The sequence below is a fragment of the Pseudomonas sp. MYb327 genome, assembly GCF_040438925.1.
Lineage (GTDB): Bacteria > Pseudomonadota > Gammaproteobacteria > Pseudomonadales > Pseudomonadaceae > Aquipseudomonas.
In genome coordinates, this window is record NZ_CP159258.1 from 5,410,440 (window position 1) to 5,432,242 (window position 21,803).

Annotated in this window: 17 protein-coding genes; 13 read left to right on the forward strand and 4 right to left on the reverse strand. The window is 59.1% G+C overall.

Annotated features, from left to right (window positions below; genetic code table 11):
- Positions 1-74 precede the first annotated feature (74 nt).
- From ABVN21_RS24445 to gcvP, 5 genes are all read left to right on the forward strand, one after another.
- Positions 75-1,079, forward strand: coding sequence for an extracellular solute-binding protein (locus tag ABVN21_RS24445; protein WP_339552625.1), 1,005 nt, complete (start codon positions 75-77; stop codon positions 1,077-1,079).
- A 184-nt stretch (positions 1,080-1,263) separates the two neighbouring features.
- On the forward strand, positions 1,264-2,880 hold the full coding sequence (locus ABVN21_RS24450) for an iron ABC transporter permease (RefSeq protein WP_339552626.1): 1,617 nt from the start codon (positions 1,264-1,266) through the stop codon (positions 2,878-2,880).
- A gap of 156 nt (positions 2,881-3,036) precedes the next feature.
- Positions 3,037-4,119, forward strand: coding sequence for a glycine cleavage system aminomethyltransferase GcvT (gcvT, locus tag ABVN21_RS24455; RefSeq protein WP_339552627.1), 1,083 nt, complete (start codon positions 3,037-3,039; stop codon positions 4,117-4,119).
- 49 nt (positions 4,120-4,168) lie between these two features.
- Positions 4,169-4,552 carry a glycine cleavage system protein GcvH gene (gcvH, locus tag ABVN21_RS24460; RefSeq protein ID WP_339552628.1) on the forward strand — a complete coding sequence of 128 codons (384 nt, stop codon included), beginning with the start codon at positions 4,169-4,171 and terminating at the stop codon, positions 4,550-4,552.
- Positions 4,553-4,677: 125 nt separating this feature from the next.
- Positions 4,678-7,551: an aminomethyl-transferring glycine dehydrogenase gene (gcvP, locus tag ABVN21_RS24465; RefSeq protein WP_339552629.1), complete on the forward strand. Its 2,874-nt coding sequence runs from the start codon at positions 4,678-4,680 to the stop codon at positions 7,549-7,551.
- 170 nt (positions 7,552-7,721) lie between these two features.
- Here gcvP and ABVN21_RS24470 read toward each other — a convergent pair whose 3' ends face one another.
- From ABVN21_RS24470 to ABVN21_RS24480, 3 genes are all read right to left on the reverse strand, one after another.
- Positions 7,722-8,039, reverse strand: coding sequence for a DUF2388 domain-containing protein (locus ABVN21_RS24470; protein WP_339552630.1), 318 nt, complete (start codon positions 8,037-8,039; stop codon positions 7,722-7,724).
- Between the two features lie 70 nt (positions 8,040-8,109).
- Positions 8,110-9,894: an ATPase, T2SS/T4P/T4SS family gene (locus tag ABVN21_RS24475; protein WP_339552631.1), complete on the reverse strand. Its 1,785-nt coding sequence runs from the start codon at positions 9,892-9,894 to the stop codon at positions 8,110-8,112.
- Between the two features lie 90 nt (positions 9,895-9,984).
- Positions 9,985-10,323 (reverse strand): hypothetical protein, encoded by a 339-nt coding sequence (locus ABVN21_RS24480; RefSeq protein ID WP_339552632.1) that lies wholly within the window; start codon positions 10,321-10,323, stop codon positions 9,985-9,987.
- Between the two features lie 126 nt (positions 10,324-10,449).
- Here ABVN21_RS24480 and ABVN21_RS24485 point away from each other — a divergent pair, with 126 nt between their 5' ends.
- Positions 10,450-10,914, forward strand: a complete 465-nt coding sequence (locus ABVN21_RS24485; protein ID WP_339552633.1) for an Lrp/AsnC family transcriptional regulator — start codon at positions 10,450-10,452, stop codon at positions 10,912-10,914.
- Between the two features lie 124 nt (positions 10,915-11,038).
- On the opposite strand, the gene ABVN21_RS24490 is transcribed toward ABVN21_RS24485, so the two are convergent.
- A complete protein-coding gene (locus tag ABVN21_RS24490) occupies positions 11,039-12,409 on the reverse strand; it encodes a CYTH domain-containing protein (protein WP_339552634.1) in 1,371 nt (456 codons plus the stop codon).
- A 156-nt stretch (positions 12,410-12,565) separates the two neighbouring features.
- Between ABVN21_RS24490 and argE the strand changes: the two genes are divergently transcribed.
- The 7 genes from argE (at position 12,566) to ABVN21_RS24525 (ending at position 21,799) form a co-directional block, all read left to right on the forward strand.
- Positions 12,566-13,732 carry an acetylornithine deacetylase gene (gene argE / locus ABVN21_RS24495; protein WP_339552635.1) on the forward strand — a complete coding sequence of 389 codons (1,167 nt, stop codon included), beginning with the start codon at positions 12,566-12,568 and terminating at the stop codon, positions 13,730-13,732.
- A gap of 232 nt (positions 13,733-13,964) precedes the next feature.
- Positions 13,965-15,263, forward strand: coding sequence for an amino-acid N-acetyltransferase (gene argA, locus ABVN21_RS24500; RefSeq protein WP_339552636.1), 1,299 nt, complete (start codon positions 13,965-13,967; stop codon positions 15,261-15,263).
- 521 nt (positions 15,264-15,784) lie between these two features.
- On the forward strand, positions 15,785-17,134 hold the full coding sequence (locus ABVN21_RS24505) for an OprD family outer membrane porin (RefSeq protein WP_339552637.1): 1,350 nt from the start codon (positions 15,785-15,787) through the stop codon (positions 17,132-17,134).
- A 414-nt stretch (positions 17,135-17,548) separates the two neighbouring features.
- On the forward strand, positions 17,549-18,919 hold the full coding sequence (locus ABVN21_RS24510) for an OprD family porin (RefSeq protein ID WP_339552638.1): 1,371 nt from the start codon (positions 17,549-17,551) through the stop codon (positions 18,917-18,919).
- A gap of 288 nt (positions 18,920-19,207) precedes the next feature.
- Positions 19,208-19,846, forward strand: coding sequence for a peroxiredoxin (locus ABVN21_RS24515; protein ID WP_339552639.1), 639 nt, complete (start codon positions 19,208-19,210; stop codon positions 19,844-19,846).
- A 294-nt stretch (positions 19,847-20,140) separates the two neighbouring features.
- Positions 20,141-20,734, forward strand: a complete 594-nt coding sequence (ssuE, locus tag ABVN21_RS24520) for an NADPH-dependent FMN reductase (protein WP_339552640.1) — start codon at positions 20,141-20,143, stop codon at positions 20,732-20,734.
- A 99-nt stretch (positions 20,735-20,833) separates the two neighbouring features.
- Positions 20,834-21,799, forward strand: a complete 966-nt coding sequence (locus tag ABVN21_RS24525) for a sulfonate ABC transporter substrate-binding protein (RefSeq protein ID WP_339552641.1) — start codon at positions 20,834-20,836, stop codon at positions 21,797-21,799.
- The last annotated feature ends 4 nt before the right edge of the window (positions 21,800-21,803 follow it).

The window sequence follows — 21,803 nt, forward strand, 5'->3', positions numbered from 1 at the left end:
AAACTGTTCGATTGAGAAGGCAAATGTGAGTCCTTATCATTTGGCCTCATTTTTTCAATCGAGAGACCGCTCCCATGTTGGCACCGAAGCGTCTGCTGACCGCACTGGCCCTGACTCTGATTGGCAGCACCACCGCCCAGGCCGCTGACGAGGTGGTGGTCTACTCCTCGCGTATCGACGAGCTGATCAAGCCAGTCTTCGATGCCTACACCGCCAAAACCGGCGTGAAGGTGAAGTTCATCACCGACAAGGAAGCGCCACTGATGCAGCGGATCAAGGCCGAGGGCGAGAATGCCACCGCCGACCTGCTGCTCACCGTCGATGCCGGCAACCTCTGGCAAGCCGAGCAGATGGGTATCCTCCAGCCATTCACCTCGAAAACCATCGACGCCAACATTCCGCTGCAATACCGCGCGGCTTCTCATGCCTGGACCGGCCTGAGTCTGCGGGCGCGGACCATCGCCTATTCCACCGATCGGGTGAAACCGGGCGAACTGACCACCTACGAAGCACTGGCCGACAAGAATTGGGAAGGTCGCCTGTGCCTGCGCACGGCGAAGAAGGTCTACAACCAGTCGCTGACCGCCACCATGATCGAAGTCCACGGTGCGGAAAAAACCGAGAAGATCCTTAAAGGCTGGGTCAACAACCTGTCGACTGATGTGTTCTCCGACGACGTCGCGGTGCTCGAAGCCATCAGCGCGGGCCAGTGTGATGTCGGCATCGTCAACACCTACTACTACGGTCGCCTGCACAAGCAGAAAACTGAGCTGCCGGTGAAGCTGTTCTGGCCGAATCAGGCGGATCGTGGCGTGCACGTCAACCTGTCGGGCATCGGCCTGACCAAGCACGCTCCGCACCCGGAAGCGGCCAAGGCCCTGGTGGAATGGATGACCACGCCTGAAGCGCAGAAAATCTTTGCTGACGTGAACCAGGAATTCCCGGCCAACCCGGCGGTGCAGCCGTCTGCGGAAGTCGCGGCATGGGGCAAGTTCGTGGCTGACACCTTGCCGGTGGAAGTCGCAGGCAAGCGTCAGGCTGAAGCGATTCGCATGATGGATCGGGCTGGCTGGAACTGAGTTGTGGCGTGGGAAGCTTGCTCCCGCTGGGCTGCGAAGCAGCCCCATTGTCCAGACGGGTCATGATTGAAATGATCTGATAACCTTCTGCGGCTGCTTCGCGGCCGAGCGGAAGCAAGCTCCCTCGCCACAGATTGGAGTGCGCTGCAGACCTGCATTCGCTCCACATTTTTAGAGAATTTCCTTGGCCCACCCCGCCCAACGCCGCTGGTATCCCCTGGTCTTCGCCATCGCTGCGCTGGTCCTGCTGCCTCTGAGTGTCCTGCTACTGTCCTGGCAAACCCTCGATCAACAGATCTGGTCCCACCTTTGGGAAACCCAGATGCCGCGTTTGCTGAGCAATACCCTGATTTTGGTGCTGGGCGTTGGCGTCGGCGTGACGGTCCTCGGAGTGAGCCTGGCCTGGCTTACCAGCCTCTGCGAATTCCCCGGCCGCCGTTGGCTGGACTGGGCGCTAATGCTGCCCTTTGCAATTCCGGCCTACGTCCTGGCGTTTGTCTTTGTCGGCCTGCTGGACTTCGCCGGCCCTGTGCAAACCCTGCTGCGCGAGTGGTTCGGTTCCGGCTTGCGTTTGCCGCGCGTACGTTCCACGGGAGGGGTGATTCTGGTTCTGGTGCTGGTCTTCTATCCCTATGTTTATCTGTTGGCGCGCACGGCGTTCCTGGCGCAGGGCAAAGGCCTGATGGAAGCGGCACGCGTGCTCGGCCAGTCACCATGGCAGGCGTTCTGGCGGGTGGCGATGCCCATGGCGCGACCGGCCATCGGTGCAGGCGTGGCGTTGGCGCTGATGGAAACACTGGCGGATTTCGGCGCGGTGTCGGTGTTCAACTTCGATACGTTTACAACGGCCATCTACAAGACCTGGTACGGATTCTTCAGCCTGTCCAGCGCCGCGCAACTGGCCAGCCTGTTGCTGCTGGTGGTGATGGTCGTGCTGTACGGCGAGCGTCGTGCTCGCGGCGCCAACCGGGCGAGCAACGAGCGCCCACGGGTCAAGGCGTTGTATCACCTGCATGGCTTCAAGGCGATGCTGGCCATGACGTGGTGCGGACTGGTTTTTGCCTGTGCTTTTGTCATTCCGATGCTGCAACTGTTGGTGTGGTTCTGGCAGCGCGGGCGTCTGGATCTGGATGAGCGTTACGCCGGGCTGATCGTCCATACCTTGTACCTGGGCGCGTTGGCGGCGTTGATCACGGTCGGCGTCGCCTTGGTGCTGGCCTTTGCCCGGCGCCTGGCGCCGACCCGGGCGATCCGTTCCGGGGTCGGCCTGGCCAATCTGGGCTACGCCTTGCCCGGGTCGGTGCTGGCGGTCTCGATCATGCTGGCGTTCAGTTATCTGGATCGCGAGCTGGTGATCCCACTGTCCGGTTGGCTCGGCGGGGCCGGCAAGCCGCTGCTGTTGGGCAGCCTGTCGGCATTGTTGCTGGCGTACCTGGTGCGGTTTATCGCCGTGGCTTACGGGCCGCTGGAAAGCAGCCTGGCGCGTATACGGCCATCTTTGCCCGAAGCGGCACGTAGCCTGGGTGTCAGTGGGCCACGACTGTTTTTCAAAGTGTATCTGCCGTTATTGCTTCCCGGCTCGTTGAGTGCGGCGCTGCTGGTATTCGTCGATGTGCTCAAGGAAATGCCCGCGACCCTGCTAATGCGCCCCTTTGGCTGGGACACGCTGGCAGTGCGGATCTTTGAAATGACCAGTGAAGGTGAATGGGCGAGGGCTTCTTTGCCGGCCTTGACCCTGGTTTTGGTCGGGTTGCTACCAGTCATCGGATTGATCCGGCGTTCAGCGCATCGAAACAGCTAGGTGCCAGTCCTACACCTTGCGGCTACAATGCGCGGCATTCGGTGCGGTACGTCTGACAGACAAGGTAGTGAAAATCGGCTGAAAGCCTTTAGTTTCAAGGCTTTCACTCAAATAGGCACTCACCCGCACCTTCGCCACGCCCGGAAGGAGAAACCCATGGGACAGCGTACGCCTCTGTATGACCTTCATCTCGCCCTCGGCGCGAAGATGGTCGATTTTGGCGGTTGGGATATGCCTCTGCATTATGGATCGCAGGTCGAGGAACACCATCAGGTGCGCCGCGATTGCGGTGTTTTCGATGTATCCCACATGACCGTGATCGATGTCGCCGGTAAGCAGGCCAAAGCCTGGCTCCAGCATTTGCTGGCCAATGACGTTGAACGCTTGCACAGCCCCGGCCGTGCGTTGTACAGCACCATGCTCAATGAGCGCGGCGGCATCGTCGACGACATGATCGTTTATCGCCTCGATGACGGTTATCGCCTTGTAGTCAATGCGTCCACCCGCAATCAAGACCTGGCGTGGATGCAGGCCCATCTCGACGGCTTCGAGGTGCAGCTCAGCGAGCGCTCCGAGCTGGCGATGCTGGCCATTCAAGGCCCCCACGCCCGGCACAAAGTCGCCGAACTGGTGAGCCAGTCCCGCGGCAATCTGATCCAGCTACTCAAACCCTTCGAAGGCCTGCCCGACGGCGACTGGTTCATCGCGCGCACCGGCTACACCGGCGAAGACGGGCTGGAAATCATCCTGCCGGCCAACCAGGCACCGGGATTTTTCAACGATCTGGTGGGGGCGGGAATTTCCCCGATTGGTCTTGGCGCGCGGGATACCTTGCGGGTGGAGGCCGGCATGAACCTCTACGGCCAGGACATCAATCAAGACGTTTCACCGCTGGCCTCCAACATGGGCTGGAGCATCGCCTGGGAACCGGCCACTCGCCAGTTCATCGGCCGCAAGGCGTTGGAAACCGAGCGCAGCGGTGGCGTACAGCACAAACTGGTCGGTCTGGTCCTTGAGGAGCGCGGGGTTTTGCGCGCTCATCAAGTGGTCCGCATCGCCAATGTTGGCGAAGGAGAGATCACCAGTGGTAGTTTCTCTCCTACGCTTAGCAAGTCGATTGCACTGGCGCGCGTGCCGATGGCGACTGCCGACCGCGCAGAAGTGGAAATCCGTGGCAAGTGGTACCCGGTCCGAGTGGTCAAACCGACCTTCGTACGCCATGGCAAAACCTTGATCTAACCTTTTCGGGCGGCATCGGCCGCCGACAAACTTCTTGAGGACACAGAACATGAGCGATATCCCTGCCGACCTGCGTTTTGCCGAGAGTCACGAGTGGGCTCGCCTGGAAGCCGATGGCACCGTCACCGTAGGCATCAGCGATCACGCGCAGGAAGCGCTGGGTGATGTGGTGTTTGTCGAGCTGACTGAAGTCGGAAAAACCTTCGCCGCCGGCGATCAGTCCGGTGTGGTGGAGTCGGTTAAGGCTGCTTCCGACATTTATTCCCCGGTTGCTGGTGAAGTGATTGCGGTCAACGAAGCATTGAGCGGTGAGCCTGAGTTGCTCAACTCCGACCCGTACGGCGCGTGGATCTTCAAACTCAAGCCAAGCAACACCGCTGAGCTGGAAAAGCTGCTTGACGCAGCGGGTTACAAGGCCGCTATCGGCGAGTAAGCCTTCAAGCGTCATCCCAAAGCCCCGACTTGTCGGGGCTTTTTTGTGGGCGCTAAAAGATCGGCTGCTATGCTGGTTTGACCGTGTTGCATCGACGCTGAGCGCCAGTCAAGAGAGAGCCCGTCATGTCCCAGTTGCCGTCCCTGAGCCAGTTACGCGATCCCAATGCTTTCCTTCGTCGCCACCTCGGCCCCGATGCCGCCGAGCAACAGTCGATGCTCGACAGCCTCGGCCTTGGCAGCCGGGTCGAGCTGATCGAGCAGACAGTGCCACCGGGAATCCGCCTGAACCGGCCACTCGACCTGCCGCCGGCCCTCGACGAAGAAGCCGCGCTGGCCAAGCTGCGGGGCTACGCCGAGCAGAACCAGGTCTGGACCAGCCTGATCGGCATGGGCTATCACAACACGCTGACGCCAACCGTCATCCTGCGCAATGTGCTGGAAAATCCTGGTTGGTACACCGCGTACACCCCTTATCAACCGGAAATCGCCCAAGGGCGGCTCGAAGCGCTACTGAATTTCCAGCAATTGACTATCGACCTCACAGGCCTGGAACTGGCCAACGCTTCGCTGCTGGACGAAGCCACGGCGGCAGCGGAAGCCATGGCCTTGGCCAAGCGTGTTGCCAAGTCGAAAAGCAATCTGTTCTTTGTCGATGAAGGCTGCCATCCGCAGACCATCTCCGTGGTGCAGACCCGCGCCGAGGGTTTCGGATTCGAGCTGATCGTCGACGCTGTGGATAACTTGAAACAGCACCAGGTATTCGGCGCGCTGCTTCAATACCCTGACACCCACGGCGAAATCCGGGACCTGCGTCCGTTGATTGACCACCTGCATGCCCAGCAGGCGCTGGCGTGTGTCGCCACCGATCTGCTGAGCCTGCTGTTACTGACCCCGCCAGGGGAATTGGGGGCCGACGTGGTGTTCGGCTCATCCCAGCGTTTTGGTGTGCCCATGGGCTACGGCGGACCGCACGCGGCGTTTTTTGCCAGCCGCGACGAGTACAAACGAGCGATTCCCGGGCGCATCATTGGCGTGTCAAAAGACGCCCGCAGCAACGTTGCCCTGCGCATGGCGCTGCAAACCCGCGAGCAACATATTCGCCGTGAAAAGGCCAACTCGAACATCTGCACCGCGCAGGTGCTGCTGGCCAATATCGCCAGTTTCTATGCGGTCTACCACGGTCCGGAAGGGCTGAAACGAATTGCCCAACGTGTGCACCGGCTGACCTGCATCCTCGCCACCGGTCTTGAGCGAAAAGGTATTACCCGCCTCAACCAACACTTCTTCGACACCCTGACCCTGGAAGTTGGCGGCACTCAAACCGCAATCATCGAAAGCGCCCAGGCTGCGCAAATCAACCTGCGTATTCTGGGCCGTGGGCAACTCGGTTTGAGCCTCGACGAAACTTCTGACGAAACCACGGTGGCGAAACTGTTCGATGTGTTCCTGGGTGCCGATCATGGGCTCAACGTTGACGAACTGGACGCTGAAACCCTCGTTGCGGGCATTCCCGAGGCACTGTCGCGAACCTCGCCCTATTTGCGCCATCCGGTGTTCAGCGCCCACCACAGCGAAACCGAGATGCTGCGCTACCTCAAGCAGTTGGAAAACAAGGATCTGGCGCTCAATCAATCGATGATTCCGCTCGGCTCCTGCACGATGAAGCTCAACGCCACCAGCGAGATGATCCCGATCACCTGGCCGCAATTCGCCAACCTGCATCCCTTTGCGCCGAAAGAACAGGCCGTCGGTTACTCATTGATGATCGAAGAACTGGAGCGCTGGCTGTGCGCGATCACCGGATTCGATGCGATTTGTATGCAGCCCAACTCCGGCGCCCAGGGCGAGTACGCCGGGCTTCTGGCGATCCGCAAATACCACGAGAGCCGCCAGGAGGGCGGGCGGGATATCTGCCTGATTCCATCATCGGCCCACGGCACCAACCCGGCCTCGGCGCAAATGGCCGGGATGCGCGTGGTGATTGTCGAGTGTGACGAGGCGGGTAACGTCGACCTGGATGATCTGAAGGAAAAAGCCGCGCAGGCCGCGGATAAACTCGCCTGCCTGATGGCGACCTATCCTTCGACCCACGGCGTGTACGAGGAAGGCATCAGCGAAATCTGCCAAGTTATCCACAGCCACGGCGGCCAGGTCTACATGGATGGCGCCAACCTCAACGCACAGGTCGGGTTGGCGCGCCCGGCGGACATCGGCGCCGATGTGTCACACATGAACCTGCATAAAACCTTTTGCATTCCGCATGGCGGCGGCGGGCCGGGCATGGGGCCAATTGGCGTGCGCGCACATCTCGCGCCGTTCGTGGCCAATCACCCGGTGGTGCCGATTGACGGGCCGCTGCCACAGAACGGCGCGGTCAGTGCGGCGCCTTGGGGCAGCGCGAGCATTTTGCCGATCAGCTGGATGTACATCGCCATGATGGGGCCGCAACTGGCCGATGCCAGTGAAGTGGCGATCCTCGCGGCGAATTACCTGGCGCGGCACTTGTCCGGTGCGTTCCCCGTGCTCTATACCGGGCGCAACGAGCGGGTGGCCCACGAATGTATTCTCGACCTGCGGCCACTCAAGGCGCTGACCGGCATCAGCGAAGAGGACGTGGCCAAACGCCTGATGGACTATGGCTTCCATGCGCCGACCATGTCGTTCCCGGTGCCTGGGACGTTGATGGTCGAACCGACCGAAAGTGAATCGAAGGCAGAGCTGGATCGCTTTATCGGCGCAATGCTGAGCATCCGCGCGGAAATTACCGAGGTGCAGAACGGCAACTGGCCGGCCGAGGACAACCCGTTGAAACGTGCGCCGCACACGCTGGCGGACATCACTGGCGTATGGGAACGGCCCTACAGCATCGAACAGGCGGTGACGCCGGATGCGCACACCAAGGCTCACAAATACTGGCCGGTGGTGAACCGGGTGGACAATGTCTACGGGGATCGAAATCTGTTTTGTGCGTGTGTTCCGCTGGATGAGTACCGCTGAAAATCAAACGCCCCCTGTAGGAGCTGGCTTGCCAGCGATGAGGCCGGCACATCCAACATCACCGGTGACTGACACGCCGTCATCGCTGGCAAGCCAGCTCCTACAAGGGTTTTGTGTCGTGCATAAAAAATGCCGCTCATGTGAGCGGCATTTCTGTACGGCAACCGGGCTTATTCCGAAGCCACGGCATTCTTCGCCAGGATCGCATTCGCCAATTCCATGTCCGTGGCCTGCAGGCCCGGGTTGTCGGCGCGGACTTTCTGCATGGCTGCTTCCAGGTATGGGCCGCGGATGCCGCCGTCACTGGCGACAAAACTGCTGGCATCGTCCTGGGCAGCGATGATCAGCTTGTGATCCTTGAACGTCAGGTAGGTCGAACCGGTGGTTGCACCGGAAGAAATGACGTTACGCCAAAAGCTATCGGCCATCGCCGAACCGACAGGCAGGGACAACAGGGCGATGGTAGCGACAGCAAGTTTGAGACGCATAGGGGGTGACTCCACTGGTTAACTGCGGTGTTGGATTGTCGCCCCCTCATCGAGTTCCCTGGCGGCCAAGCTACTTCTGCTCACTCTGCGGCGTTACGCGCAGCACCTCCTCGATCGTGGTCAAACCCGCTGCGACTTTCTGTGCCCCCGACAGGCGCAGGCTGCGCATGCCTTCCTTGAACGCCTGGCGCCGCACCGCCAGCAAGTCGGTATCGGGATTGATCAGTGCCTTCAAGCCATCGGTCAGTTGCATGATTTCGTACACCCCGGCGCGGCCGTGATAGCCGGTGTCGCGGCATTCCAGACAGCCGATCGCCCGTTGCGCGTTGCTGGGCGGTGGTGCTTGCCAGGGCCGGGTCAGGGTTTGCCAGTCCTCTTCCCCCAAGGCTTGCGGTGCCTTGCAGTGCGGGCACAGGGTGCGCACCAGTCGCTGGGCCATGACGCCGAGCACGGTGGCTTTGATCAGGTAATGCGGCACGCCGAGCTCCAGCAAGCGACTGATCGCGCTCGGCGCATCGTTGGTGTGCAGCGTCGACAGCACCAGGTGGCCGGTCAACGCAGCCTGGATCGCCATTTCCGCGGTTTCGAGGTCGCGGATCTCGCCGATCATGATGATGTCCGGGTCTTGCCGCATCAACGCACGCACCCCGGCGGCGAACGTCAGATCAATGTTGTGCTGGACCTGCATCTGGTTGAACGCCGGTTCGACCATTTCGATCGGGTCTTCGATGGTGCAGAGGTTGACCTCCGGCGTCGCCAGTTTCTTCAGCGTGGTGTAGAGCGTGGTGGTCTTGCCGGAACCGGTCGGCCCGGTGACCAGGATGATGCCGTTGGGCTGGCGGGTCATGTCCTGCCAGCGGCGCAAATCGTCGGCGGAGAAGCCCAACTGATCAAAATCCTTGAGCAGCACCTCCGGGTCGAAGATCCGCATGACCATTTTTTCGCCAAACGCCGTCGGTAATGTCGACAGACGCAACTCCACTTCGCCGCCGTCCGGGGTCTTGGTTTTCACCCGGCCGTCCTGAGGTTTGCGTTTTTCCGCGACGTTCATCCGCCCGAGGCTTTTCAGGCGACTGACGATGGCCATGGTCACCTGCGGCGGGAATTGATAGACGTTGTGCAGCACCCCGTCGATACGAAAACGCACGGTGCCCTGTTCGCGCCGGGGTTCGATGTGGATATCGCTGGCGCGCTGCTGGAAGGCGTACTGGAACAGCCAGTCGACAATGTTGACGATGTGCGCGTCGTTGGCGTCCGGCTCCTGGTCGCTGGCGCCGAGGTTGAGCAACTGTTCGAAATTGCCCAGGGTGTTGGTCTGCTGATCGGCGTTGTTTGCGCCGGTGACCGACTTGGCCAGGCGGAAGAACTCCACGCTGAAGCGCTGGATGTCCACCGGGTTGGCCACCACCCGCTTGATCGGCAGCTTCAGCACATGGGTCAGGTCGGCCTCCCAGCCGTTGACGTAGGGCTGGGCGCTGGCCACCGTCACAGCATCGCGGTCGATGGAAACCGCGAGGATTTTGTGGCGTTGGGCGAAAGCATAGGACATCAGTGGCGTAATGGCCGCGACGTTGATTTTCAGCGGGTCGATACGCAGATAAGGCTGGCCGGCCTGTTGCGACAACCACAGCGTCAGGCTTTCAAGGTCGAGGTGTTTACCGGGCCGGCTGAGGTCGTCCAGTTGTTGGCTGGCGATGAATTCCAGCGGGTGCATCTGGCCATTGGCGGCATGGCGACGACGGGCATTAAGCGCGTGTTCGGCGGCGTCCTGGCTGATTAAGCCCTGGGCGACCAGCTCACGCAGCAAATCATTGAGATCCAGCCAGCGGTCCTGAATGGCGAGTTGAACGGACATGCGGGCTCCTTTTGAACAACAGTGCGCAAAGGATAGTCGTGAGCCCGCAGACCGTTGGGCCACTACCCGACGAAGCCGTATCGGGATTTTTCAGCCCGCCGCCTGAGCCGCCTCAGTCCAGGCAGAATCAGCCGTTTGCAGATCGACCGAGCAAACGCTGATCAGGTTACGAAGTTTTTCCGCGATCACTTGGGCGCGGTGCCAGCTCAAACCGTCCATCACGATATCGATGGCCAGCAGGTCTTTCCGGCGCTGCACATTCACCTGTTCCGGCGTCAGGAACTGCAAGGCGAAGAGGTTGAGTGCGCGACACAGCAAGTCCGGTTCGGCTTCGGCCAGTAGTTGGTAGCGAACGCGGCAGTGAGCGTTGCCGGCACTCCAGACATCGGCGCGGGTGAGCGGGGTGGTTACGGCTTCCAGGTGCGGCATGGTCGGTCTCCAGACTGAGTGGAGAAATTTTTACATCCGGTGGCGGGTATTTCTTATCTATGATTGGGCATATTGCGATTGTTTCGAATTGTACAATTCGAAAAATTATCATTTGAAGGTTTTTTTATGCAGAGCGAGCTGGACAGCTACGACCGCAAGATTCTCGAATTGCTGCAAGAGGACGCTTCGCTTTCCAGCGCGCAGATTGCAGAGCAGGTGGGATTGTCGCAATCACCGTGCTGGCGACGGATTCAGCGCATGAAGGAGGAGGGGATTATTCGTGCCCAGGTGACTTTGCTCGACCGCAAGAAAATCGGCCTGAACACGCAGATTTTCGCCCAGGTAAAACTCAACGCCCACGGACGCTCGAACTTCACCGAATTCACCGAGGCGATTCGAGGGTTTCCCGAGGTGTTGGAATGCTACGTGCTGATGGGCGCGGTGGATTTCATGCTGCGGATTGTTGCGGCGGACATCGAGGCGTATGAGCGGTTTTTCTTTGAAAAGCTGTCGCTGGTGCCGGGGATTCAGGAGGTGAATTCGATTGTGGCGTTGTCGGAGATCAAGTCCACGACGAGTTTGCCGGTCTGATGCTTTGCGGTGAATTGGCTGGCCTCATCGCTGGCAGGCCAGCTCCCACAAAGTTTTGTGTTGAAACACGATATGCGTTCCAACTCTGAACACTGTGGGAGCTGGCTTGCCAGCGATGGCGGTGTTACATACGCAGCAACATTTTCCAGGCGCGATTCTGGTAAACCGCAATCGCCTGCTGCTTGCGCGCATCGAGCAGTTCATCAGTGATCGTCGGCTCGTTGGCCAACTGCGCCAGTTTGTTCAGCTCGCCATACAGGCGATCCATTTCTGGGACTTCCAGCACGTTGCGCGCATGGTGCAACCAGGCCTGGATGCGTTCGATGCGCGGCAGTTGCTCGGCGAGGTCTTCCGGCTGTTGCTGGTAGCGCTGCAGTTGCAGGGACGTCGCCTCTTCACCCAACAGACGTGGCAACCAGCTACCCAGTTGAGCGGCGCCCTGGCGATTGCCGCGAACGTTGCGATCCGCCGCCCAGGTGCGAGCCAGCAGCCAACGCGAGGTGGTCAAGGAGAACAGACCCCAGCGCGGGTCTTCCAGTTCTTCGAGGAACTGCTCAGGCGCGGCTTTGCGCACGTCTTCATCTTCCAGACCGGCCTGGACCAGCGGACGCCAGTCTTCGAGCAAGGCATCGAGCGCGAGGCGCAGGTCGTGGGTCGATTGACGCGGCGCGGCTTGGCCGAGGCTGCTAACCAGTGCACGCAATTCAGCGAGGTTTTCTACCCAGTCCTGCAGCAGGCGCCAGTGGCCATTGAAGCGATACTGCTCGGCCAGACGCTGGCTGCTGCCCAGCAAGTGCCAGCTCAGCGCGGCGAAGGCGTCGTCCAGTGGTGTTTCAGCGGTGATCTGCGGCGCCGGCAGGCTCAGCGAATAGCTATTGGCGTCGTACAGGCGATATCCGCGCTCGGCCTTGCTGATGTCACATGGCATCAGTGGCAGGGTCGCGGCCAGCTCGGCGGCCAGTTCCAGCAGCGCGGCGGGTTCACCTTCGCGCAGTTCCAGTTCCAGTTCGCAAATTTCTTCTTTCTGCTTGCCGACCACCACGTGGCCCAGGTCCAGCGCGGCTTCGATGACCACTTTGGTCTTGCCCCGGCCCCAGGCGATCTCTGCGCGCTCACGCACGAAATCAGTGGTGAAGATCGGCTTGAGGGTTTTCTTGTCCAGCTCAGCCAGCTCTTCAGGCCAGCATTCGCCGTCGAGTTTCTTCACGTCGAGCTTGGCTTTGGGCAGGTTCCAGTCGTACTCGTTACGCTCGGACAGACCGGCGACACTCTGGCCGCGAGTCTTGAGCGTCTGGATGACATCTTCACCGTCCTTGCGCAGGCGCAGGGCAACCTTGGCGCGGGCCAAGTCGCGCTCGGGCGTGTCGAAGTACTGGTTCATCAACTCACGGCGTTCCCAGCCACTTTTGTTGCGTTTTTTCAGTAACGGGTGCTCGCGCAGGGCGGCGAGGGTTTCGCGGCTGACGCGGAGTTTGATTTCGGTTTCTTTCTGCATGGCCGGAAAATCCAGGATCGGGAGCGCAGCCGGGGGAATGTGTGGCTGCCAAGGTCGTGCAGTGTACAGGACTCATCCGCGCTTCGCGCCGCAACGGTTTATTCCTGTCGCCGGATGGTTCTATGATGGACTTCAATTCGGGAGTTGGAGCCAGCGATGCCTTTGCCGTCCATGAAAGATCAATTCGCTGCGTTGATCGCTGCACCATCGGTCAGTTGCACCCAGGCGAGCCTCGATCAATCCAACCGTCCGGTGATCGACCTGTTGGCCGCCTGGCTCGGCGACCTGGGTTTTGCCTGCGATATCCAGCAGGTCAGCCCCGGAAAATTCAATTTGCTCGCCAGTTTCGGCTCCGGCCCCGGCGGCCTGGTACTGGCCGGGCACAGCGACACCGTGCCGTTCGACGGCGCGTTGTGGCAGACCGATCCGCTGAAGCTGACTGAAGTCGATGGGCGCTGGGTCGGTCTCGGCAGTTGTGACATGAAAGGCTTTTTCGCCCTGGCCATCGAAGCGGTCAAGCCGCTGCTCGATCAACCGTTCAAACAACCACTACTGATCCTCGCGACCTGCGATGAGGAAAGTTCGATGTCCGGCGCCCGGGCGTTGGCCGCAGCGGGGCGGCCGCTGGGGCGTGCGGCGGTGATCGGCGAGCCGACCGGGCTCAAGCCGATCCGCATGCACAAAGGCATCATGATGGAGCGCATCGACATCCTCGGGCAGAGCGGTCACTCCTCGGACCCGCGCCTGGGCCACAGCGCCTTGGAGGCCATGCACGACGCCATCGGCGAGCTGCGTGGCTTGCGTCTGGCGTGGCAGCGCGAATTTCGCAATCCACAATTCAGTGTGCCGATGCCTACCATGAACTTCGGCTGCATTCATGGTGGCGATAACCCCAACCGCATCTGCGGGCAGTGCTCGCTGGAGTTCGACCTGCGGCCGTTGCCGGGCATGGACCCCAAGGCCCTGCGCGCTGCGATTTTGCAGAAGCTCAATCCGGTTGCCGAACGGCATCAGGTAAAGATTGATTACGCGCCACTGTTCCCCGAAGTGCCGCCGTTCGAGCAGGCCGAAGACGCGGAACTGGTGCGGATCGCCGAAAAGCTCACCGGCCATAGCGCCGAAGCAGTGGCGTTCGGCACCGAAGCGCCTTATCTTCAGCGTCTTGGCTGCGAGACACTGGTGCTCGGCCCTGGCGATATCGCCTGCGCCCACCAGCCGGGGGAATACCTCGAAATGTCACGTTTGCAACCTACGGTGCATCTACTACGTCAGTTGATTGAACATTACTGCCTGACGCCGGCCCAAACGCAACACAACCTGTAGGAGCCAGCTTGCTGGCGATGAACGATGACGCGATTCATCTGGTGGACCGCAGCGCTTGCATCGCCAGCAAGCCGGCTCCTACGGGTTTCATGTATAAATTGCCGATGTTCAAACCCGTATTCATGAGGAGAGCGCGCGTGTCGCCAAGCCTGTTCCGACGATAACCATCAGCCCGCTGTGCGTTTTCTGATCCGCCCTTTTTTCGGCTGCTCTTTATTACAGGCCCAGGTTCATGCCCGAATACGTTAATTGGCTTCGTCACGCTTCGCCTTACATCAACGCCCACCGCGATTGCACCTTTGTCGTCATGCTTCCCGGCGACGGCGTTGAACACCCGAATTTCGGCAATATCGTCCACGACCTGGTGCTGTTGCACAGCCTGGGCGTGCGGCTGGTGCTGGTTCACGGTTCCCGTCCGCAGATCGAAGCGCGCCTGGCTGCACGCGGCCTGACCCCGCATTACCATCACGGCATGCGCATCACCGATGCCGCGACGCTGGAGTGCGTGATCGACGCGGTGGGCCAGTTGCGCATTGCCATTGAAGCGCGCCTGTCGATGGATATGGCTTCGTCACCGATGCAGGGCTCGCGCCTGCGGGTCGCCAGCGGCAACCTGGTCACCGCGCGGCCAATCGGCGTGCTCGAAGGCGTCGATTATCACCACACCGGTGAAGTGCGCCGGGTCGACCGCAAGGGCATCAATCGCCTGTTGGATGAACGCTCCATCGTGCTGCTGTCGCCGCTGGGTTACTCGCCGACCGGCGAGATTTTCAACCTCGCCTGCGAAGACGTCGCCACCCGAGCGGCCATCGACCTGGGTGCAGACAAATTGCTGCTGTTCGGTGCCGACCCTGGCTTGATCGACGAAAATGGTCGTCTGGTTCGCGAACTGCGTCCGCAGCAGGTTCCGGCGCATCTGCAACGTCTGGGCAGCAATTATCAGGCGGAGCTGCTGGATGCTGCTGCTGAAGCTTGCCGTGGTGGCGTGGCCCGCAGCCATATCGTCAGCTACGCCGAAGACGGCGCGCTGCTGACCGAGCTCTTCACCCGTGACGGTGGCGGCACGCTGGTCGCGCAAGAGCAGTTCGAAGTGGTGCGCGAAGCGGCCATCGAAGACGTCGGCGGTTTGCTGGATTTGATCAGTCCGCTGGAAGAACAGGGAATTCTGGTGCGGCGTTCCCGCGAAGTGCTGGAGCGTGAGATCGAGCAGTTCAGCGTAGTTGAGCGCGAAGGCATGATCATCGCCTGCGCGGCGCTGTATCAGATCGCCGATTCGGATGCCGGTGAGCTGGCGTGTTTGGCGGTGAACCCGGAGTACCGTCATGGCGGTCGCGGTGATGAGCTGCTGGAGCGCATTGAAACCCGCGCGCGGGCGCAGGGCCTGAAAACCTTGTTCGTCCTCACCACCCGCACTGCGCACTGGTTTCGTGAGCGAGGCTTCGTGCCCAGCAGCGTCGAGCGTCTGCCGTCGGCGCGGGCATCGCTGTACAACTATCAGCGTAATTCGAAAATCTTCGAAAAGACCCTCTGACGCAATGTCTTTTTGTGGCGAGGGAGCTTGCTCCCTCGCCACAGTGGATCGCCTTCCTTCCCCTGTTCCTTCAGAACGGCATCGCCGCGTGCGCGGAAAATAATTTCAGCGATACATAAACTGTAACAAATGGATTGGATAGTGCGCGTCTGATCGTCTTGGGGGCGCCTCTCGATAACGGAATTGTTTCCGATTTGCGTCAGCGCTGAACGATCTAAAAAAACACTGATAAATACCCTTTAGGAATTGGCTTAAATGCCGGCCGCTCTGTTCCGCGGGCCGGAGAAACGGGGGCTAAATTCCTAAACGGTATTAGAAAAGAGATTGCAGTTTCTTTTCAGGTTTATGACGTGTTCATAGCCCTGCATGGACCAAAAAACGGGGGATTAGACTATGGTCGTAGACACACATAGTTACGATTGACTTGTGAGTCACGCTGCGGCGCTAATCGCGCATCTTAGGATTCGAGGCAACGACCTCGAGCCAGGAATACAAGAATTAGAGACGAGAGGAGCTAAACAATGAACAAGTCCACCTTGGCCCTGGCCGTGGCCGTAGGGGTTTTGGCGCAGCAGGCAGGCGCCGCAGGTTTCATCGAAGACAGCAAGGCATCCGTTAGTTCACGTACCTATTATTTCGACTCGGATAAACGTGAAGGTTCTACCAGTACCGCTCCTAGTAACGCTGGTAACAGACAACGCGAGGCCGCTGAAGGTCTGAAGTTTGATTACCAGTCGGGCTTCACCCAAGGTGTAGTTGGCTTCGGTATCGACGCCCAGGCTCTGGTGGGCATTCATCTGGACGGCGGCAAGGGTCATCACCCGAATGTCAACACATTCAGCCCGAGCGATTCCGATGGTTCGGCGTCCGATGAGTGGAGCCGTTTGGCCGGCAACGTCAAGGCGCGCTTTTCGAAGACCGAGGCCCACTTGGGCGGCGCTCTTCAACCAAACATGCCGATCCTGATCGCGAACGACAGCCGCGTGCTGCCACAAACTTTTGAAGGTGGCACCATCACCTCCAAGGAAATCGACAACGTTACCTTTAACGTCGGTCAACTGGAGAAAGCGACCGGTCGCGCCTCTTCCAACAGCACTGGCTTGGCGGTGAATGGCGGTACTGAAGAGAGCAACCAGTTCCGTTATGCCGGCGCCGACTGGAAGGTCACCAAAGACCTCTTGCTGCAGTACTACTACGCGAACCTGGAAGACTACTACACGCAGAACTTCCTCGGCCTGGTGCACGTTTTCCCGATAGCGCCAAATCAGTCGTTCAAGACTGACCTGCGTTATTTCGACAGCAGTTCCGACGGCAAGAACGGCGACCCTGGCTATCAGTTCAACAACAACGGTGGCTACGCCAAGCACCTGGGAGAAATTGATAACCAGACCTGGAGTGCCACGTTCACCTACACCCTGGGTGGCAACGCGTTCCTGCTCGGTCATCAGCGCGTAAGCGATGACGGCGGCTTCGTCTTCCTGAACCAGGGTAGCCTTGTTGATGGTCGAGGCCGTAACGAAGGTGCGGGTGGTGCTAGCTTCTACTCGTTTACCGATGCCACTGTGGGCAGCTTCATCCGTGCCGGTGAAAACACCTCGTACGGCCAGTACTCTTATGACTTCGCCTCGCTTGGCGTGCCAGGTTTGAAAGCTTCGCTGGCTTACCTCTATGGTCAGGACATAAAGACTGTCAGCGGTAATGGTAAGGACCTGAATGAGCGTGAAGTCGACGCGCGGGTGGATTACGTGATCCAGACAGGCGTGCTCAAAGGGTTTGGTACCACACTGCGTCACGGTACTTATCGTGGCAACGCCAGCCCAGACGAAGACCAAACCCGTCTGATCTTCAACTACACCTACAGCTTCATGTAAGCTGCGCCCCCGGAAAAAGCCTCGCCGACTGGCGAGGCTTTTTTTTGCGTGTGTTTTTATATTCCATAAATCGCACAGGTGATTATTTTTTATTCTTTTTAGCTTTTTGCTCAAACGAATAAAGTGAGCATTCCGGCTCGATACGAGCCTCGGAAATGACGATTTCACCCCTCGACAATAGATCAGGTTAAGGAATTGGCCTTTTAGCCGATACCTCGGATCTGTGCTGCAAAGCCATATAGCTTAAAGGCATGAAAAAGAATCTGGTAATTCTTTTGAGATTTGTGCCGAAGTGCCCCTTTGCGGCAAGACCAGCGGTTTAGAAGGGTTGACGCGATTTTCGCGTCTGCGGATCCCGGGCAAACGACCCAGGACCAGCAACACAAAAAATTAGAAAACGATAGGAGCGAAACAATGAACAAGTCCACCTTGGCCCTGGCTGTGGCCGTAGGGGTTTTGGCGCAGCAGGCAAGCGCCGCCGGTTTCATCGAAGACAGCAAGGCTACTTTGGGCCTGCGTAACTTCTACATCAACCAGGATTTCCGTGACGGTAATGCCGAGCCAAACAAGAACGAAGAATGGGGCCAAGGCTTCGATCTGCGTTTCACTTCCGGCTACACCCAGGGCACCGTTGGTTTCGGTATCGACGCAATCGGCCTGCTGGGTGTGCGTCTAGACTCGGGTGGCGGTACTAACGGCGGATCTGCTGCCACTGCGACCAACTACGGCTCTTACGGCGGTACTGTTTTCCCGAGCAAATCCAACGGCGAAGCGGTTGATAACTTCTCCAGCCTGGGGCTGACGGCCAAAGCCAAGATCTCCCAGACCGAGCTGAAGCTGGGCACCTTGCAGCCGAAACTGCCGGTCATCGTAACCAACGATGGTCGTCTGTTGCCGCAAACCTTCCAGGGTGGTCAGATCACCTCGAATGACATCAAAGACCTGACACTGGTCGGCGGTCAGATCGAGCACGCCAAGGGTCGTAACTCCAGCAACAACGAAGAGTTGTCGATTTCGGGCGCTAACTCCCGCACGGCCGCCGGTCGTGACAGCAATAAATTCATCTACGGCGGCGGTGACTACAAAATCACCAAAGACCTGACTGCACAGTATTACTACGGCAATCTGGACAACTTTTACAAACAGCATTTCCTTGGGCTGGTTCACAATTGGGCAATCGGTCCGGGTGTGTTGAAGTCCGACCTGCGGTACTTCAATAGCCGTGATGACGGTGCCAATGGTCACGACACTACCTACTACAGCACCGGCGACTACAGCGGCGTTGCAAGTGGCCGAGGTAAAGTCGATAACAACCTGTACAGCGGTCTGTTCCTGTATACCGTGGCGGGTCACACCTTTGGTGGTGGTTATCAGGTCAGCAACGGCAGCAGTGATTTCCCTTGGTTGAACCAGGGCGACGGCTCTTCGGCTTACCTCACCACCGACATGCAAATCCAGAAGTTCGCCCGTGCCGGCGAGCGCACCTGGCAAGCTCGTTACTCGTATGATTTCGCCACCGTAGGCGTGCCTGGCTTGACCGCCGGTTTGGTTTACCTGCGTGGTGACGACATCGATACCGTTTCGGGGACTCGTCCTTTTGCTCAAGTAGCCAACGGCGCTTCCGAGTGGGAACGCGACCTGACCGTGGGTTACGTCGTTCAGTCCGGCGCGTTGAAAAACCTCGGCCTGATGTGGAAAAACGCCATGTGGCGCACCGACCTGCCGAACACACGTACCCAGGACGAAAACCGCTTGATCGTCAGCTACTCGATCCCGCTGTTGTAATAGCGTTCGGGTAAGCAAAAAAAGCCCCGCCCGGCATTACGCCGGGCGGGGCTTTTGCGTTTCAAGGCAGGATCACCCCCGTAAGCCCACCTTGAAATTCCCCTCTTTTGCAGCAACTCAAGGCCTTCTCGAACCTTGTGGTCGATGTTCGACGGGATGCGCAGGCGCGTCCAGTGAACAGATCTTTAATATTCTCTTATGATCTAAATAAATCGATATTTATTCTTTTTAATAGATAAAAAACACAGGCACAGTTGAGCTCATCAAGCACTCACAAGGAGCAGCACCATGAGCCTCAGACTCGGCGATATCGCCCCAGACTTTGAACAGGATTCCAGCGCCGGCACCATCCGTTTCCACCAATGGCTGGGCGATAGCTGGGGCGTGCTGTTCTCCCACCCGGCCGATTTCACCCCGGTGTGCACCACCGAGCTGGGCTTCACCGCCAAGCTGAAAGATGAATTCGCCAAGCGTGGGGTCAAGGCCATTGCGCTGTCCGTCGACCCGGTGGATTCGCACCACCGGTGGATCGAAGACATCAACGAAACCCAGAACACCGTCGTCAACTTTCCAATCCTCGACGACGCCGACCGCAAGGTCTCCGATCTTTACGACCTGATCCATCCCAACGCCAACGACACCCTGACCGTGCGTTCGCTGTTCGTGATCGACCCGAACAAAAAGGTTCGACTGACCATCACCTACCCGGCGAGCACTGGCCGCAACTTCCACGAAATCCTGCGGGTGATTGACTCACTGCAACTCACCGACAACCACAAAGTCGCCACCCCGGCCAATTGGCAGGATGGTGATGACGTGGTGATCGTGCCGTCGCTCAAGGATGAAGAGGAAATCAAACAGCGCTTTCCGAAGGGCTATCGGGCGGTGAAACCGTACCTGCGCCTGACACCACAACCGAATCGTTAACAGCTTTTGTAGGAGCCGGCTTGCTGGCGATTAATCCGACGTGGTCTGTCAGACATGTCGCCATCGCTGGCAAGCGAGCTCCTACAAGGTATGTGCAGATCACACAGCAGGGGATTTTCAGGCCGTTTTAACGGCCTGTTTTTTTGCCTGGAAATCGGTGTTTTCATATGCCTGTAACGCATAACTAAATGAATAAATATGATTTATGGATATATAAATCAGCTGTTAAGGTCACTTCCATCACAGCGAGATCGCAAACCGCGAATCGCCCACACCGTTTAAGGAAGTGTCTGAATGCTGGTCGTCTCACTCGGTGGCAGTCCTAGCCAACGCTCCCGTTCCGGGGTGCTGCTGGACCGCTCTCAACGCTGGTTGCAGGAGCAAGGTGTGGAAGTGGTGAGTTACCAGGTACGGGACTTCCCGGCCGAAGACTTACTGCACGCACGCTTCGACAGCCCGAAAGTGATCGACCTGCTGCAACAGATTGAAAACGCCGATGGCCTGCTGATTGCCACGCCGGTGTACAAAGCGTCGTTCTCCGGGGCTCTTAAAACCGTGCTGGATCTGCTGCCCGAACGCGCCCTGGCCCACAAAGTGGTTTTGCCCATGGCGACCGGCGGCAGCATCGCCCACATGCTGGCGGTGGATTACGCGCTCAAACCTGTGTTGTCGGCGCTGAAAGCCCAGGAAATGCTCCACGGGATTTTTGCTGAAGACAGCCAGATCGCTTACGGCGAAGGCAGCGCCCAGGCGCAGTTGGCGCCGGAGCTGGAGCAACGACTGAATGAATCGCTGGCGCTGTTTTTCAGCGCCATGGCGCGACGGCCCAAGCCGCTCGATCCAAACCTGTTGAATGAACGTTTGTTGAGTGCTCGCTGGAGCATTTAAGCCGCACCAAGCCACACCCGAAATTGAAGTACTGGCCTTACTCGCCCGCCAACGGGCAAGCAGGTGCAGCCATAACCCAACTGCAAAAAGGAGAGCGCCATGCGCCCTGTCATTTTGCGTCGTGGTCTGGTCGCTCTGTTTGCAGCGGCTGTAGCCTTCGGCGCCATTACTCAAGTTCAAACTGAAACTCTGCGAATCGGCTATCAGAAATACGGCACCCTGGTGCTGCTCAAAGCCAAAGGCACTTTTGAAAAACGCCTCGCCGCCCAAGGCGTTGACGTGCAATGGACTGAATTCCCTGGCGGCCCGCAACTGCTCGAAGGGCTGAACGTGGGCTCCATCGACTTCGGCGTTACCGGCGAAACCCCGCCCGTGTTCGCTCAAGCCGCAGGCGCGGATTTGCTCTACGTCGCCTACGAACCGCCAGCGCCGCACAGCGAAGCGATCCTGGTGCCGAAGGACTCGCCGATCAAATCCGTGGCGGACCTCAAGGGCAAGAAAGTCGTTCTGAACAAAGGCTCCAACGTCCACTATCTGTTGGTGCGTGCGCTGGAAGACGCCGGCCTCAAATACACCGACATCCAGACTGTGTTCCTGCCACCAGCCGATGCCCGCGCAGCCTTTGAGCGTGGCAGCGTCGACGCCTGGGTCATCTGGGACCCATATCAGGCAGCCGCCGAACAGCAGCTGCAAGCGCACACCCTGCGCGATGGTCAGGGCATCGTCGACAACCACCAGTTCTACCTCGCCACCAAGCCTTATGCGCAGAAAAATCCTGAAGTGATCAAGACCCTCGTCGAAGAAGTGCGCGCGGTCGGCGAATGGTCCAAAGCCAATCCCGAAGACGTGACCAAACAGGTTTCGCCACTGCTCGGCCTGCCGACGGACATCACCCTGACTTCAGTGAAACGCCAGGGCTACGGCGCGCTGTTTCTGACCCCGGAAGTGGTCGCCGCGCAACAGAAAATCGCCGACAGCTTCTACCAGCTCAAGCTGATTCCTAAGCCGCTGAGCATCAAAGACGTGATCTGGACGCCACCGGCGGCCGTTGCCAAAGCACAGTAAAAAT